Source organism: Streptococcus mitis, assembly GCF_946190115.1.
GTDB classification, from domain to species: Bacteria; Bacillota; Bacilli; order Lactobacillales; family Streptococcaceae; genus Streptococcus; species Streptococcus mitis_CO.
In genome coordinates, this window is the sequence record NZ_CAMHZG010000003.1 from 121,589 (window position 1) to 135,460 (window position 13,872).

Here is a 13,872-nt window from a genome sequence, read left to right on the forward strand (position 1 = left end):
CAATGGGCTACTTTGATTATTCCAGAGAGCCCAAAAGTGACATTGCTTTTGTCGATATGAAATCCTTTTATGCCAGTGTTGAGTGCGTGAAAAGGGGCTTACATCCGCTGAAAACCTCGCTTTGTGTCATGAGTCGCGCGGATAACTCAACTGGTCTTATCCTAGCCTCCTCTCCCCTGTTTAAGAAGATTTTTGGCAAGTCAAATGTTGGTCGGGCCTATGATTTGCCTTTTGATATCAAAACGCGAAAATTTTCCTATTACAATGCTCGAAAGCAAGGGCTACCGACTGACTCGGACTATGTTCGCTACATCGAAGATTGGGCTCAAGTGACCTTGATTGTCCCTCCTCGAATGGACGAGTACATTGCAGTCAATATGGAAATCCAGCGAATCTTTCAGAATTATGGCAGTCCAGATGATATTTATCCTTACTCTATCGATGAGGGCTTTATTGACCTGACTAGTTCACTTAATTATTTCATTTCAGACAAGAGTCTCTCTCGCAAAGACAAGCTGGATATGCTTTCTGCTCGTATTCAGAGGGATATTTGGAGGCAGACAGGAATCTACTCTACAGTAGGTATGTCCAATGCCAATCCCTTACTGGCCAAGTTGGCTCTGGATAATGAGGCTAAGCACACTCCGACCATGAGGGCCAACTGGTCTTACCAGGATGTGGAAGAGAAGGTCTGGTCCATTCTCAAGATGACCGACTTTTGGGGAATTGGCAGGCGGATGGAGAAACGCTTGCATGCTCTGGGGATTTTTTCCATCAAGGAATTGGCAACCAGCAATCCCGACCAGCTAAAGAAAATTCTGGGTCAGGCTGGTCTGCGTTTGTGGTTTCATGCCAACGGGATTGATGAGAGCAATGTTCATAAGCCCTATAAAGCCAAATCCAAGGGCCTGGGGAATTCTCAAATCTTGCCGAGAGACTACGTGAAGCTACGGGATATTGAAATTATTCTCCGAGAAATGGCGGAGCAGGTAGCTATTAGACTGAGAAGGTCTGGCAAGAAAACAACCCTTGTCTCTATCTATGTCGGTTTCTCTAAACAGGAGGTCAGGTCGTCTATTCACACACAAATGAAGGTCGAACCGACCAATAAAACAGCTGTCTTAACGGATTATGTTTTGAAGCTATTTCATAACAAATACACTTCTGGAGCGGTTAGAAGTGTCGGAGTTAACTATTCAGACTTTGTAGACGAGTCCTTTGGATTGATTTCCCTCTTTGATGATGTTGATAAGTTAGAAAAAGAAGAAAGGCTCCAGACGGCCATTGACTCCATTCGGGAACAATTTGGTTTTACTTCCCTTTTAAGAGCCAATGCACTGGAAGAAGCCTCTAGGAGTCTTGCCAGAAGCAAGCTGATTGGAGGACATTCTGCTGGAGGATTAGATGGATTAAAATGATTGATCGTTCTTATTTACCTTTTCAATCTGCGCGAGATTATCAAGATCCAGGTATGCAGAAGTGGATGGGGTTTTACCTCTCAGAACACACCAGTTCGCTCAGTGAAGAAAAAAAACGTGTTGATTTTTCGATAGATTTGGACCCAGTTGAGAAACTACATTTGCTTTCTCAACTTTATGTTGGCCAACTTAAGGGAAGTTTTGTGGTCAAGGAAAAGAAGCAGAAAACCACTATCATCGGTGAGGTAAGAGAGTTATCACATCAAACTCTATCTATTAGGACAAACGAGGGATGTAGGTTGATAGAGGTTGCAGATATCCTAGAAATTCGGCTGTGGGAGGAGGGAGTTTATGACTAGAAAAGAGCTGTATGAAAACAAACTGCAGATGGATTATTTTTCAGATGACTATATTCGTTTTGAAGAGGATTTTCAAAAATACTCTGCCATGAACGTACCCTTGACTTTCTTGATTGATGACATCCTACGAACCATGGCGATGAATCAGAAAAACTACTTTGTCTTAAACAAGGAAAATGCCAAGGATGGGCGGGAGCATAGCTTTTATTTTAGGGTGGTAACTGAAAAAGCGTGTCCTAGAAATCGGACCTATACATACTCAGGAGTCAAGAATAGCAGTCAGTAGTGCCTTGTCTGCTATGAATGTATCATTTTTACAACACTTCATGGTTCATATCGTGGGGTGTTTTTAAGTCAAAGTTAATTAAAAATCTCACTATTCATTAGGCTAAAGGAAACCTAATCATAGTGAGATTGTGAATTATAGTAGGGTTCGTATGGCCTCTTCAATTTGTTTTGGGTCTGTTTTTGAAGAGAAGCGTTCAAAGACCTGCCCATCACGACCAATGAGAAACTTAGCGAAATTCCATTCGACTCGTTTTCCCAGTGGTCCAGATTTCTGGTCTTTCAACCAAACATAGAGAGGATCTGCCTCCTTACCGTTGACCTTGATCTTGGCAAAACGTGGGAAGGTGGTTTGATAGTGTAGGCTACAGAAGGCGTTGATTTCTTCTGCGCTACCTGGTGCTTGTCCCATAAACTGATTGCAAGGGAAGTCTAAAATCTCAAAACCTTGTTCTTGATAACGGTCATAGAGTTCTTGGAGAGCTTGATACTGGGGTGTTAAACCACATCCGGTAGCAGTGTTGACAACCAAGAGAATCTTACCACGATAGGCATTTAGTGAGGTTTCTTGATTGTCTTGGTTCAAGACTGAAAAATCGTATAGTGAAGTCATTGCTTGCTTTTCTCCTTCTGTTTGGTATTTTTAGGAGTTTTCTCCTCCTGAAGTGATAGAAATCCGTAGGTCAGAGTTCCAAAAATACTACCGATAATCAGGCCATACATCAGGAAAGGAACACTTTTATCGAATTGCATGAGCAACTTCCCAAAATCTGAAAAGGACATCTGCTGAACGAAGACTTTATGAAAGATGAGTAGGGTAAAGAGGCCAATCTGAAGACCGATAAACACAACCCAGCTTCGAAATTTGATTTGGGCTTTGCTGTAGGTTTTGAGGATGATTTCTGACTTGTCATCTTTTTCCAGATGGAGTTCTTTGACGGCTCTTTGAGTTTTTAAAGTAATGAAAAAAATGAGTCCAGAGTAAACGTAGGGCATAGCATAGCGAACGGCTTCTATGAAGCGTCCAAATAACAGATAAAACAAGAAGAGGAAGAAGGAAGAATAAACGATTTGAACCATAGAACGGGCACAAGCCTTGTAGATAATTTCTTGCCGGCATTCATCAAAAGGGCCTTGGATGTGAAAGAGATTTCGGAGTAGGCGAGTGGTTAAGTCTTCTTTTTTCATACTAGTAACCTCCTAAATGAGTGGTTTTACTGACTTTCTTTTACGAATTGATAGAGATAATAAAGATAAGTGATAGAAGAAAGGCTAGCGATAGTCAGCAGTAAATAATATTTCCAATCGCTTGAGATGAGCATCAGTTGTGGTAAAGATAGAATCATAAAGCATAGTGCTAAGTTGAGTATGCGTGTTTTTTGGGAGTCAATCTTTAGATAAGTCAGTCCTTTGTTAAGGGCTGGAACAAAGACTAGCACGAGGAATATCTCTCTGATTAAGTTCCCTGAAACGATGATGAAGATGAGAAGAGAACTGAACAAAAGATGATAGGTAAGTAAAGTTACTAGTGATTTCATAGGGCACCTCCTAATCCTGGTCTTTTTTAGCTCTTGCAATACGAAGTGAGTCGACAATATGTATCATCACTCCGAAAAAGAAAGCTCCCAGTATAGTTTTGAAAATATGTTTTGTATTTAGAAGAGAAGTGATAAAATTTGGATTTTCACTTGTTAGGGTATCAATGGGTGGAATTATAAAAAATATTATTGTTCCATAAATAGAACCTGCTTTCAGACCAGGATAACGTAACTGTTTCTTTTCTTTTTTCATATGTTTGCTCCTAATCCTCATCTTGCTCTTTCTTAGTTTTTGCAATGCGACGGGAAATGAGGAACTGTATGCTTGCTCCGAAGAAGATAGAACCGAGAATGCTTGATACACCATTTCTTATAGTGAGAAGAGAACGAAAATAGTCCGGACTTTCACCTACGAGTATACTGAGAAGAGGAGTTATAAAAAACATCCATAGACCAAAGAACGAACCTGCTTTCAGACCTGGGTAATGTAGTTGCTTACTTTCTTTCTCACTCAGCATATCTGGTTCAATAGTTGTAATCCCTGTTTTTTTCATTTGGTAGGTAACATAGCCAGCAGCAATGAGGGCAATCACTAAAATCAGAGGAGGATAGATTAGAGCCACTTCTTGAGGGTATTTATAGGCCAGAAGGAGTGGAATAAGATTTCCGAAAATCATCAGATAAAAGAGGACGATAAAGACTTGGTTACCGATACGATCGGCCTCACGCCGTTTGTATTCGTCAAGGGGACCAGAAATACCGTATGTGCGTTTGATCAGTTTTTCAGTGAAGGTTTCTTTTTTCATGAGTTTGCTCCTTTTTTAAAAATCTTCCTCCCAAAAGAGACTGTTGAGGTCAGTTTGGAGGCTGCGGGCGAGATTGAGACAGAGTTCCAGAGTTGGGTTGTACTTGTCGTTCTCAATCATATTGATGGTTTGTCTCGAGACACCGATATCCTTGGCGAGTTCGAGCTGTGAAATACCTAGTTCCTTGCGAAATTCTTTCACACGATTCATCTGTTCTCCTTTCTGATTTGTATCGCATATATTTGACTATATTATATTCTTCTATAGAGCGAATGTCAAGCATATTTGACATATTTCTTAAAGAAATCTTACTTGTTTTTGGCCTATTTGTCTGACTAGTGCAAGCTAGTCAGATTTGTGGTAAAATAGATAAGATATGACAAAAGAATTTCATCATGTAACGGTCTTACTCCACGAAACGATTGATATGCTCGACGTAAAGCCTGACGGTATCTACGTTGATGCGACTTTGGGTGGAGCGGGCCATAGCGAATATTTATTAAGTAAATTAAGTGAAAAAGGCCATCTCTATGCCTTTGACCAGGATCAGAATGCTATTGATAATGCACAAAAACGCTTGGCACCCTACATTGAAAAGGGAATGGTGACCTTTATCAAGGATAACTTCCGTCATTTACAGGCACGTTTGCGTGAAATTGGTGTTCAGGAAATTGATGGAATTTGTTATGACTTGGGAGTGTCTAGTCCTCAGCTGGACCAGCGTGAGCGTGGTTTTTCTTATAAAAAGGATGCGCCACTGGACATGCGGATGAATCAGGATGCTAGTTTGACAGCCTATGAAGTGGTGAATCACTATGACTATCATGACTTAGTTCGTATTTTCTTCAAGTATGGTGAGGATAAATTCTCTAAACAGATTGCGCGTAAGATTGAACAAGCTCGGGAAGTCAAGCCAATCGAGACTACGACTGAATTGGCAGAAATTATTAAGTCGGCCAAACCTGCCAAGGAACTCAAGAAGAAGGGCCATCCTGCTAAGCAGATTTTCCAAGCTATTCGAATTGAAGTTAACGATGAACTGGGGGCGGCAGATGAGTCTATCCAGCAGGCTATGGATATGTTGGCTCTAGATGGTAGAATCTCAGTGATTACCTTTCATTCCTTAGAAGACCGCTTGACCAAGCAATTGTTCAAGGAAGCTTCAACAGTTGAAGTTCCAAAAGGCTTGCCTTTCATTCCAGATGATCTCAAGCCCAAGATGGAATTGGTGTCCCGTAAACCAATCTTGCCAAGTGCAGAAGAATTAGAAGCCAATAACCGCTCGCACTCAGCTAAGTTGCGCGTGGCCAGAAAAATTCACAAGTAAGAGGAAAAAATGGTAGATAAAAAAGAAACAACCAGTCAATTCTTGCAGAGTCGTATAAAAAAATTCTCCCGTGTGGAGAAGGCTTTTTATCTTTCCATTGCGTTTACAGCTCTCGTTTTGGCGCTTAGTATTATTTTTATGCAGACTCGACTCCTACAAGTACAAAATGATCTGACAAAAATCAATGCGCAGATAGAGGAGAAGAAGACAGAGTTGGATGATGCCAAACAAGAGGTAAATGAATTGTTGAGGGCAGAACGCTTGAAAGAAATCGCAAATTCTAAGGACTTAAAATTGAATAATGAGAATATTCGATCAGCGGAGTAAGATATGAAGTGGACAAAAAAAATAACCCGATTTGCGATTAGAAACCGTAAATCTCCAGCAGAAAACCGTAAAATAGTGGGGAAGTACATCAGCTTGTTAGCTGTCGTACTTTTCGCTGTCTTTTTGGTCAATTTTGCTGTTATTATCGGGAGTGGTAGTAAATTTGGAACGGATCTAGTCAAAGAGGCTAAGAAAGTTCACCAAATAACCCGTATAGTCCCTGCCAAGCGTGGGACTATTTATGACCGAAATGGAGTCCCGATTGCTGAAGACGCAACCTCCTATAATGTCTATGCTGTCATTGATAAAAAATACAAATCAGCAACGGGTAAAATTCTTTATGTAGAAGATGCCCAGTTTAATAAGGTAGCAGAGGTTTTCCATAAGTATTTGGATATGGACGAGGCTTATGTTAAAGAACAATTGTCTCAACCGAATCTGACTCAAGTTTCTTTTGGTGCCAAAGGAAATGGAATTACCTATGCCAATATGATGGCTATTAAAAAGGATTTGAAAGACGCTAGTGTTGAAGGAATTGACTTCACAACTAGCCCAAACAGAAGCTATCCAAATGGACAATTCGCTTCTAGTTTTATTGGTTTAGCTCAACTCCATGAAAATGAGGATGGTAGCAAGAGTTTGCTGGGAACTTCTGGGATGGAGAGTTCCTTGAATAGTATTCTTGCAGGGAAAGATGGCATTATTACCTATGAAAAAGATCGTCTGGGTAATATTGTCCCCGGAACGGAACAAGTTTCCCAACAAACGGTAGATGGCAAGGATGTTTATACAACGATTTCCAGCACCCTTCAGTCCTTCATGGAGACACAGATGAATGCCTTTCAAGAGAAAGTAAAAGGCAAGTATATGACAGCAACCTTGGTTAGTGCTAAAACGGGGGAAATTCTTGCAACGACGCAACGGCCGACCTTTGATGCAGATACTAAGGAAGGGCTGACTAAGGACTTTGTTTGGCGTGATATCCTCTATCAAAGTAACTATGAACCAGGGTCAACCATGAAGGTCATGACTCTCGCTGCTGCTATTGATAATAACACTTTCCCAGGAGGAGAAGTTTTCAATAGTAGTGAGTTAAAAGTAGCAGATGCTACTATCCGAGATTGGGACGTCAATGAAGGATTAACTGGCGGAGGAATGATGACCTTTTCTCAAGGTTTCGCGCACTCAAGTAACGTTGGGATGACGCTTCTTGAGCAAAAGATGGGAGATGCTACCTGGCTTGATTATCTAAATCGCTTTAAATTTGGTGTTCCGACTCGTTTTGGCTTGACGGATGAATATGCAGGTCAACTTCCAGCTGACAATATCGTAAATATTGCTCAGAGTTCATTTGGACAAGGGATTTCAGTAACCCAGACGCAAATGATTCGTGCCTTCACGGCTATTGCCAACGATGGAGTCATGTTAGAACCTAAATTTATCAGTGCCTTGTATGACCCAAATGACCAATCCGTTCGGAAATCTCAAAAAGAGATTGTAGGAAATCCTGTTTCCAAAGATGCAGCCAGTCTAACTCGAACCAACATGGTTTTGGTAGGAACAGATCCAGTTTATGGAACCATGCATAACCACAGCACAGGCAAGCCAACTGTAACTGTTCCTGGTCAAAATGTCGCCCTCAAGTCCGGTACAGCCCAGATTGCCGATGAGAAAAATGGAGGTTACTTAGTTGGTACGACCAATTACATTTTTTCTGCTGTATCGATGAACCCTGCTGAAAATCCTGATTTTATTCTCTATGTGACGGTTCAACAGCCTGAGCATTATTCAGGTATTCAGTTGGGGGAATTTGCCAATCCTATCTTGGAAAGGGCAGTGGCTATGAAAGATTCCCTTAACCTCCAATCTACCGCTAAAACGTTAGATCAGGTAACCAATCAAAGCGCTTATGCCATGCCTAGCATCAAGGACATTTCACCTGGCGATTTGGCGGAAGCCTTACGTCGCAATATTGTGCAACCAATCGTTGTGGGAACAGGAACAAAGATTAAAGAATCATCTGTAGAAGAAGGGACTAATCTTGCACCTAACCAGCAAGTTCTCCTCTTATCTGATAAAGCAGAGGAAGTTCCAGATATGTATGGTTGGACAAAAGCAACCGCAGAAGCTTTTTCTAAGTGGTTAAATATAGAACTTGTATTTGAAGGTTCGGGCTCTACTGTGCAGAAGCAAGATGTTCGTGCTAACACAGCAATCAAGGACATTAAAAAAATTACATTAACTTTAGGAGACTAATATGTTTATTTCCATCAGTGCTGGAATTGTGACATTTTTACTAACTTTGGTAGGAATTCCGGCCTTTATCCAATTTTATAGAAAGGCGCAAATTACAGGCCAGCAGATGCATGAGGATGTCAAACAGCACCAGGCAAAAGCTGGCACGCCAACTATGGGGGGACTTGTTTTCCTCATTGCTGCAGTTGTGGTGAGTTTCTTCGTTGCTCTTTTTTCAAAACAATTGACCAATAATGTGGGAATGATTTTGTTCATCTTGGTCCTTTATGGACTTGTCGGATTTTTAGATGACTTTCTCAAGGTCTTTCGTAAAATCAATGAGGGGCTGAATCCTAAGCAAAAATTGGCTCTTCAGCTCCTAGGAGGGGTCGTTTTCTACCTTTTCTATGATCGCGGTGGCGATATGCTTTCAGTCTTTGGTTACCAAGTACATCTAGGGATTTTCTATATTCTTTTCGCCCTTTTTTGGCTAGTTGGTTTTTCAAATGCAGTCAACTTGACCGACGGTATTGACGGTCTAGCTAGTGTTTCAGTGGTGATTAGTTTGTCTGCTTATGGAATTATTGCCTATGTGCAAGGTCAGATGGATATTCTTCTGGTGATTCTGGCCATGATTGGTGGTTTACTCGGTTTCTTCGTCTTTAACCATAAGCCTGCTAAAGTCTTTATGGGAGATGTGGGAAGTTTGGCTTTAGGTGGAATGCTGGCAGCTATCTCTATGGCCCTCCACCAAGAATGGACTCTCTTGATTATCGGAATTGTTTATGTCTTTGAAACAACTTCGGTCATGATGCAAGTCAGCTATTTCAAACTGACAGGTGGTAAACGTATTTTCCGTATGACGCCTGTGCATCACCATTTTGAACTTGGAGGATTGTCTGGTAAAGGAAATCCTTGGAGCGAGTGGAAGGTTGACTTCTTCTTTTGGGGAGTAGGACTTCTAGCAAGTCTCTTGACACTAGCAATTTTGTATTTGATATAAGAATGGCACTCTGATGTTTCAGGGTGTTTTTGCTTTTTAAAAAAATATTGGTCAATTAAAGTCAAATCTCTTGACCTTTTCTGACTAATGTAGTATATTATGAACGTAAGGTAAATGAAAGCCTTACTAGAACACTTATTTAAAGTAAAAAAGAAAGAGGTGGGGTCTATGTTTAATCTAGAAATCTTCAGAAGTAAAGATAGTCTACTCCTGCTTGAAAAAGAAAAACCAGAAATAGTACGTAGAGTAGCAATCTAGCTAGTCTAAATTTTTTAAAACAAAGGTCAAAGATAGTCAATATCAGTAATAATAAATAACAAAAAGAGGTAAAGAATATGAATAACAACTTTAATAATTTTAACAACATGGATGATTTATTTAACCAATTGATGGGTGGTATGCGAGGATACAGTTCTGAAAATCGTCGTTACTTGATTAATGGACGTGAAGTGACACCTGAGGAATTTGCTCACTATCGTGCGACTGGTCAATTACCAGGAAATGCAGAAGTTGATGGAAAAATGCCACAACAGGCATCAGGTATGAAACAAGACGGTGTGCTTGCTAAACTAGGTCGTAACTTGACAGCAGAAGCTCGTGAAGGCAAGTTGGATCCTGTTATCGGACGAAACAAGGAAATTCAAGAGACATCTGAAATCCTTTCACGCCGTACTAAGAACAATCCTGTTTTAGTCGGAGACGCAGGTGTTGGTAAGACAGCAGTTGTCGAAGGTTTGGCACAAGCCATTGTGAATGGTGATGTTCCAGCTGCTATTAAGAATAAGGAAATTATTTCCATTGATATCTCAGGTATTGAGGCTGGGACTCAATACCGTGGTAGCTTTGAAGAAAACGTTCAAAACTTAGTCAATGAAGTAAAAGAAGCGGGAAATATCATTCTCTTCTTTGATGAAATTCACCAAATTCTCGGTGCTGGTAGCACTGGTGGAGACAGTGGTTCTAAAGGGCTTGCGGATATTCTCAAGCCAGCTCTCTCTCGTGGAGAATTGACAGTGATTGGGGCAACAACTCAAGACGAATATCGTAACACCATCTTGAAGAATGCAGCCCTTGCTCGTCGTTTCAACGAAGTGAAGGTCAATGCTCCTTCAGCAGAGGATACTTTTAAAATCCTTCAAGGAATTCGTGATCTCTATCAACACCACCACAATGTCATCTTGCCAGACGAAGTTTTGAAAGCGGCGGTGGATTATTCTGTTCAGTATATTCCTCAACGTAGCTTGCCAGATAAGGCTATTGACCTTGTCGATGTAACGGCAGCTCACTTGGCAGCTCAGCATCCTGTAACAGATGTGCATGCTGTTGAACGTGAAATTGAGGTAGAAAAAGACAAGCAAGAAAAAGCAGTTGAGGCAGAAGATTTTGAAGCAGCTCTAAACTATAAAACACGCATTGTAGAATTGGAAAAGAAAATCGAAAACCATACAGAAGATATGAAAGTGACTGCAAGTGTCAACGATGTGGCTGAATCTGTAGAACGAATGACCGGTATTCCAGTATCTCAAATGGGGGCTACGGACATCGAACGTTTGAAAGATATGGGTCATCGTTTGCAGACGAAAGTTATTGGTCAAGATAAGGCCGTTGAAGCAGTAGCAAAAGCTATCCGTCGTAACCGTGCTGGTTTTGATGAAGGTAACCGTCCAATCGGTAGCTTCCTCTTTGTAGGTCCTACTGGTGTTGGTAAGACTGAGTTGGCTAAACAATTGGCTCTTGATATGTTCGGAACGAAAGATGCTATCATCCGTTTGGACATGTCAGAATACAGCGACCGCACAGCCGTATCTAAATTGATTGGTACAACTGCAGGTTATGTTGGTTACGATGACAACAACAATACCTTGACAGAACGCGTCCGTCGCAATCCATACTCAATCGTACTTTTGGATGAGATTGAAAAAGCTGACCCTCAAGTCATCACCCTTCTCCTCCAAGTTTTGGACGATGGTCGTTTGACAGATGGTCAAGGTAACACTGTCAACTTCAAGAATACGGTGATTATCGCAACTTCAAACGCAGGCTTTGGTTACGAAGCTAACTTGACAGAAGATGCGGATAAACCAGAATTGATGGATCGTTTGAAACCTTACTTCCGTCCAGAATTCCTTAACCGTTTCAATGCTGTCATCGAATTCTCACACTTGAGCAAAGAAGATCTTTCTAAGATTGTAGACCTTATGTTGGTTGAAGTTAACAAGACGCTTTCTAAGAAAGACATTGACTTGGCAGTGAGCGAAGCTGCTAAAGAATACATGACTGAGGAAGGCTACGATGAAGTCATGGGTGTTCGTCCACTCCGTCGTGTGGTTGAACAACAAATCCGTGACAAAGTCACAGACTTCCACTTGGATCATTTAGATGCTAAACATCTGGAAGCAGATATGGAAGATGGCGTTTTAGTCATTCGTGAAAAAGTTTAAGACAGAATTTTGAGAATAAAAAGAAGGAACCAGCTGAAAAACTGGTTCCTTTTTTGTGTTTAAATCACATGACGCTCAAATGCATCATCTGAAATCCCTTGTTCAAGGATGAGTTTAGCCCATTCTTTAGCAGAAAAGAGGCTGTGATCCTTGTAGTTACCGCAAGATTCGATGGTTGTTCCAGGGACGTCTTCCCAAGTAGTAGTTTCAGCGATTTCCTTGAGCGAATCCTTGATAACAGCTGCGATTTCAGCACTGGTGTGACGTCCCCACATAATCATGTGGAAACCTGTGCGGCAACCAAATGGTGAACAGTCAATCATGCCGTCAATGCGGGTGCGGATGAGTTTTGCTAAGAGGTGCTCAATAGTGTGAAGACTAGCAGTAGGGATAGAGTCTTCGTTTGGTTGCACCAAGCGAATGTCATAATTGGAGATGATGTCTCCTTTTGGTCCTGTTTCTTCCCCAATCAAGCGAACATAGGGTGCTTTAACAATGGTGTGGTCAAGTTCAAAACTTTCAACAATAACTTCTTTTGACATGGTAAATCCTTTCAGTTTTCTTCTTTCATTATAACATAAAGCTGGCTCTTGAGACAGAGAGAAAACCTCTCCGAGGGTGGAGAGGTTCGAAGCTTTACTTACGATACAAGCGGTCGTATTGGTAGTAAGGGTCAAAGGTTACATTGATACCTAGCTTGCGAAGGACATTCTTGTCTTCATCTGTCAAGATGATGGTTGAGTGAGCTTCGCTTCCTTTGAGGTTACCAAGTTCTTCCATGGCATGCGCAGCGTCAGGGTTTTCCGTAGCTGTGATAGCAAGTGCAATCAGGATTTCATTTGAATGAAGGCGTGGATTGCGGCTACCGAGATGATCGATTTTAAGACCTTGGATTGGCTTAACAACTTCAGGTTCGATTAGTTTCACTTCTTTAGCAATATCAGCTGATTTCTTGATAGCGTTGATAAGAGCAGCTGCTGTAGGGCCAAAGAGTTCTGAGTTCTTACCTGTGACAATTTCCCCGCTAGGCAATTCAAGGGCTAGGGCTGGTCCGCCAGTTTCTTCTGCTTTTTGACGCGCAACGACAGCAACCTTGCGGTCTGCAGGTGTGATACCTAGGTCGTTCATAAGCAACTCAATTTTCTTGACAGCAGCTTCGCCAACTTTTTCGGCTTTGAAATCAAGAACAGTCTGATAGTAGCGACGGATGATTTCTTGTTTAGAAGCTTCGACAGCAGCTTCATCATCTGTAATAGCGAAACCAACCATGTTGACCCCCATATCTGTCGGTGAAGCGTATGGAGATTCACCTAGAATGCGTTCTAACATGCGCTTGAGCACTGGGAAAATCTCGATATCACGGTTGTAGTTGACAGTGGTTTCTCCATAGGTTTGGAGATGGAAGGGGTCAATCATGTTGACATCATCAAGGTCAGCTGTGGCAGCCTCGTAGGCCAAGTTGACTGGATGATGAAGGGGAAGATTCCAAACTGGGAAGGTTTCAAATTTAGCGTAGCCAGACTTGATACCATTGATTTGGTCGTGGTACATATTGGACATACAGGTTGCCAATTTTCCAGAACCAGGTCCAGGAGCAGTTACGACGATCAAGTTGCGACTGGTTTTGATGTAGTCATTTTTCCCCATACCTTCAGGAGAAATGATGTGGTCCATATCCGTCGGATATCCTTTGATTGGATAATGAAGATAAGAATCAATTCCATTTTTCTCAAGCTGGTTGCGGAAGGCATCTGCAGCTGGTTGGCCAGCGTACTGTGTGATGACAACAGAGCCAACAAAAATTCCCAATTCATTGAATTTATCAATCAGACGAAGAACTTCTTGGTCATAAGAAATGCCCAAGTCACCACGTGCTTTGGAATGTTCGATGTTGCTAGCATTAATGGCAATCACAACCTCAACCTGCTCTTTCAATTCTTGCAAGAGTTTGATTTTGTTGTCAGGCTCATAACCAGGAAGGACGCGAGCAGCGTGGAAATCTTCTAACATTTTGCCACCAAACTCCAAGTAGAGCTTGCCGTCAAATTGGTTAATGCGCTCCAAAATGTGGTCGCGCTGTAGATTCAAATATTGTTCAGAACTAAAAGCTTGTTTTTTCATTTTTTTACCTCT

16 protein-coding genes are annotated in these 13,872 nt (G+C 41.5%); 8 read left to right on the top strand and 8 right to left on the bottom strand.

The window, feature by feature from the left end:
* Window positions 1–2 precede the first annotated feature (2 nt).
* Genes N8L90_RS02540 through N8L90_RS02550 form a run of 3 tightly spaced genes read left to right on the top strand, consistent with a single transcriptional unit; the run spans window position 3 to window position 2,063 of the window.
* Window positions 3–1,418: a Y-family DNA polymerase gene (locus tag N8L90_RS02540; protein WP_261024001.1), complete on the top strand. Its 1,416-nt coding sequence runs from the start codon at window positions 3–5 to the stop codon at window positions 1,416–1,418.
* A complete protein-coding gene (locus N8L90_RS02545) occupies window positions 1,415–1,777 on the top strand; it encodes a hypothetical protein (protein WP_261024002.1) in 363 nt (120 codons plus the stop codon). Before N8L90_RS02540 ends, N8L90_RS02545 begins: the two co-directional genes overlap by 4 nt.
* Window positions 1,770–2,063, top strand: a complete 294-nt coding sequence (locus N8L90_RS02550) for a DUF5960 family protein (protein ID WP_023945290.1) — start codon at window positions 1,770–1,772, stop codon at window positions 2,061–2,063. The genes N8L90_RS02545 and N8L90_RS02550 overlap by 8 nt, the downstream gene beginning before the upstream one ends.
* Window positions 2,064–2,198: 135 nt before the next feature.
* On the opposite strand, the gene N8L90_RS02555 is transcribed toward N8L90_RS02550, so the two are convergent.
* Genes N8L90_RS02555 through N8L90_RS02580 form a run of 6 tightly spaced genes read right to left on the bottom strand, consistent with a single transcriptional unit; the run spans window position 2,199 to window position 4,616 of the window.
* Entirely contained in the window at window positions 2,199–2,675 is a 477-nt protein-coding gene (locus N8L90_RS02555; RefSeq protein ID WP_261024003.1) for a glutathione peroxidase, read from the bottom strand.
* On the bottom strand, window positions 2,672–3,250 hold the full coding sequence (locus tag N8L90_RS02560; protein ID WP_000711241.1) for a DUF3278 domain-containing protein: 579 nt from the start codon (window positions 3,248–3,250) through the stop codon (window positions 2,672–2,674). Before N8L90_RS02560 ends, N8L90_RS02555 begins: the two co-directional genes overlap by 4 nt.
* A gap of 26 nt (window positions 3,251–3,276) precedes the next feature.
* The gene (locus tag N8L90_RS02565) at window positions 3,277–3,600 is read right to left on the bottom strand and encodes a hypothetical protein (RefSeq protein ID WP_050310729.1); all 324 of its coding nucleotides are present in this window, start codon (window positions 3,598–3,600) and stop codon (window positions 3,277–3,279) included.
* Window positions 3,601–3,610: 10 nt separating this feature from the next.
* A complete protein-coding gene (locus tag N8L90_RS02570; RefSeq protein ID WP_050310731.1) occupies window positions 3,611–3,853 on the bottom strand; it encodes a hypothetical protein in 243 nt (80 codons plus the stop codon).
* Window positions 3,854–3,863: 10 nt separating this feature from the next.
* The gene (locus tag N8L90_RS02575; protein WP_261024004.1) at window positions 3,864–4,406 is read right to left on the bottom strand and encodes a DUF3278 domain-containing protein; all 543 of its coding nucleotides are present in this window, start codon (window positions 4,404–4,406) and stop codon (window positions 3,864–3,866) included.
* Window positions 4,407–4,421: 15 nt separating this feature from the next.
* Window positions 4,422–4,616, bottom strand: coding sequence for a helix-turn-helix transcriptional regulator (locus N8L90_RS02580; protein WP_001082472.1), 195 nt, complete (start codon window positions 4,614–4,616; stop codon window positions 4,422–4,424).
* A gap of 166 nt (window positions 4,617–4,782) precedes the next feature.
* On the opposite strand from N8L90_RS02580, the gene rsmH reads away from it, so the two are divergent.
* From rsmH to N8L90_RS02605, 5 genes are all read left to right on the top strand, one after another.
* Window positions 4,783–5,733: a 16S rRNA (cytosine(1402)-N(4))-methyltransferase RsmH gene (gene rsmH / locus N8L90_RS02585; RefSeq protein ID WP_261024005.1), complete on the top strand. Its 951-nt coding sequence runs from the start codon at window positions 4,783–4,785 to the stop codon at window positions 5,731–5,733.
* Between the two features lie 9 nt (window positions 5,734–5,742).
* Window positions 5,743–6,060, top strand: coding sequence for a cell division protein FtsL (ftsL, locus tag N8L90_RS02590; protein ID WP_000227825.1), 318 nt, complete (start codon window positions 5,743–5,745; stop codon window positions 6,058–6,060).
* Between the two features lie 3 nt (window positions 6,061–6,063).
* Window positions 6,064–8,316 carry a penicillin-binding protein PBP2X gene (pbp2x, locus tag N8L90_RS02595; protein ID WP_261024006.1) on the top strand — a complete coding sequence of 751 codons (2,253 nt, stop codon included), beginning with the start codon at window positions 6,064–6,066 and terminating at the stop codon, window positions 8,314–8,316.
* A gap of 1 nt (window position 8,317) precedes the next feature.
* Window positions 8,318–9,298, top strand: coding sequence for a phospho-N-acetylmuramoyl-pentapeptide-transferase (gene mraY, locus N8L90_RS02600; protein ID WP_261024007.1), 981 nt, complete (start codon window positions 8,318–8,320; stop codon window positions 9,296–9,298).
* Window positions 9,299–9,633: 335 nt separating this feature from the next.
* On the top strand, window positions 9,634–11,739 hold the full coding sequence (locus tag N8L90_RS02605) for an AAA family ATPase (protein WP_261024008.1): 2,106 nt from the start codon (window positions 9,634–9,636) through the stop codon (window positions 11,737–11,739).
* 59 nt (window positions 11,740–11,798) lie between these two features.
* Here N8L90_RS02605 and N8L90_RS02610 read toward each other — a convergent pair whose 3' ends face one another.
* Window positions 11,799–12,281, bottom strand: coding sequence for an S-ribosylhomocysteine lyase (locus tag N8L90_RS02610; RefSeq protein WP_153193589.1), 483 nt, complete (start codon window positions 12,279–12,281; stop codon window positions 11,799–11,801).
* Between the two features lie 94 nt (window positions 12,282–12,375).
* On the bottom strand, window positions 12,376–13,860 hold the full coding sequence (locus N8L90_RS02615) for a DUF1846 domain-containing protein (RefSeq protein ID WP_153193587.1): 1,485 nt from the start codon (window positions 13,858–13,860) through the stop codon (window positions 12,376–12,378).
* Between the last annotated feature and the right edge of the window lie 12 nt (window positions 13,861–13,872).

Excerpts from the sequence above, each read along its gene's own strand:
- N8L90_RS02610 (WP_153193589.1), bottom strand. The coding sequence starts at position 12,281 with ATGTCAAAAGAAGTTATTGTTGAAAGTTTTGAACTTGACCACACCATT.
- N8L90_RS02580 (WP_001082472.1), bottom strand. The coding sequence starts at position 4,616 with ATGAATCGTGTGAAAGAATTTCGCAAGGAACTAGGTATTTCACAGCTC.
- N8L90_RS02540 (WP_261024001.1), top strand. The coding sequence starts at position 3 with ATGGGCTACTTTGATTATTCCAGAGAGCCCAAAAGTGACATTGCTTTT.
- pbp2x (WP_261024006.1), top strand. The coding sequence starts at position 6,064 with ATGAAGTGGACAAAAAAAATAACCCGATTTGCGATTAGAAACCGTAAA.
- rsmH (WP_261024005.1), top strand. The coding sequence starts at position 4,783 with ATGACAAAAGAATTTCATCATGTAACGGTCTTACTCCACGAAACGATT.
- N8L90_RS02570 (WP_050310731.1), bottom strand. The coding sequence starts at position 3,853 with ATGAAAAAAGAAAAGAAACAGTTACGTTATCCTGGTCTGAAAGCAGGT.
- mraY (WP_261024007.1), top strand. The coding sequence starts at position 8,318 with ATGTTTATTTCCATCAGTGCTGGAATTGTGACATTTTTACTAACTTTG.
- N8L90_RS02560 (WP_000711241.1), bottom strand. The coding sequence starts at position 3,250 with ATGAAAAAAGAAGACTTAACCACTCGCCTACTCCGAAATCTCTTTCAC.
- ftsL (WP_000227825.1), top strand. The coding sequence starts at position 5,743 with ATGGTAGATAAAAAAGAAACAACCAGTCAATTCTTGCAGAGTCGTATA.
- N8L90_RS02550 (WP_023945290.1), top strand. The coding sequence starts at position 1,770 with ATGACTAGAAAAGAGCTGTATGAAAACAAACTGCAGATGGATTATTTT.
- N8L90_RS02565 (WP_050310729.1), bottom strand. The coding sequence starts at position 3,600 with ATGAAATCACTAGTAACTTTACTTACCTATCATCTTTTGTTCAGTTCT.
- N8L90_RS02575 (WP_261024004.1), bottom strand. The coding sequence starts at position 4,406 with ATGAAAAAAGAAACCTTCACTGAAAAACTGATCAAACGCACATACGGT.
- N8L90_RS02605 (WP_261024008.1), top strand. The coding sequence starts at position 9,634 with ATGAATAACAACTTTAATAATTTTAACAACATGGATGATTTATTTAAC.
- N8L90_RS02555 (WP_261024003.1), bottom strand. The coding sequence starts at position 2,675 with ATGACTTCACTATACGATTTTTCAGTCTTGAACCAAGACAATCAAGAA.
- N8L90_RS02615 (WP_153193587.1), bottom strand. The coding sequence starts at position 13,860 with ATGAAAAAACAAGCTTTTAGTTCTGAACAATATTTGAATCTACAGCGC.
- N8L90_RS02545 (WP_261024002.1), top strand. The coding sequence starts at position 1,415 with ATGATTGATCGTTCTTATTTACCTTTTCAATCTGCGCGAGATTATCAA.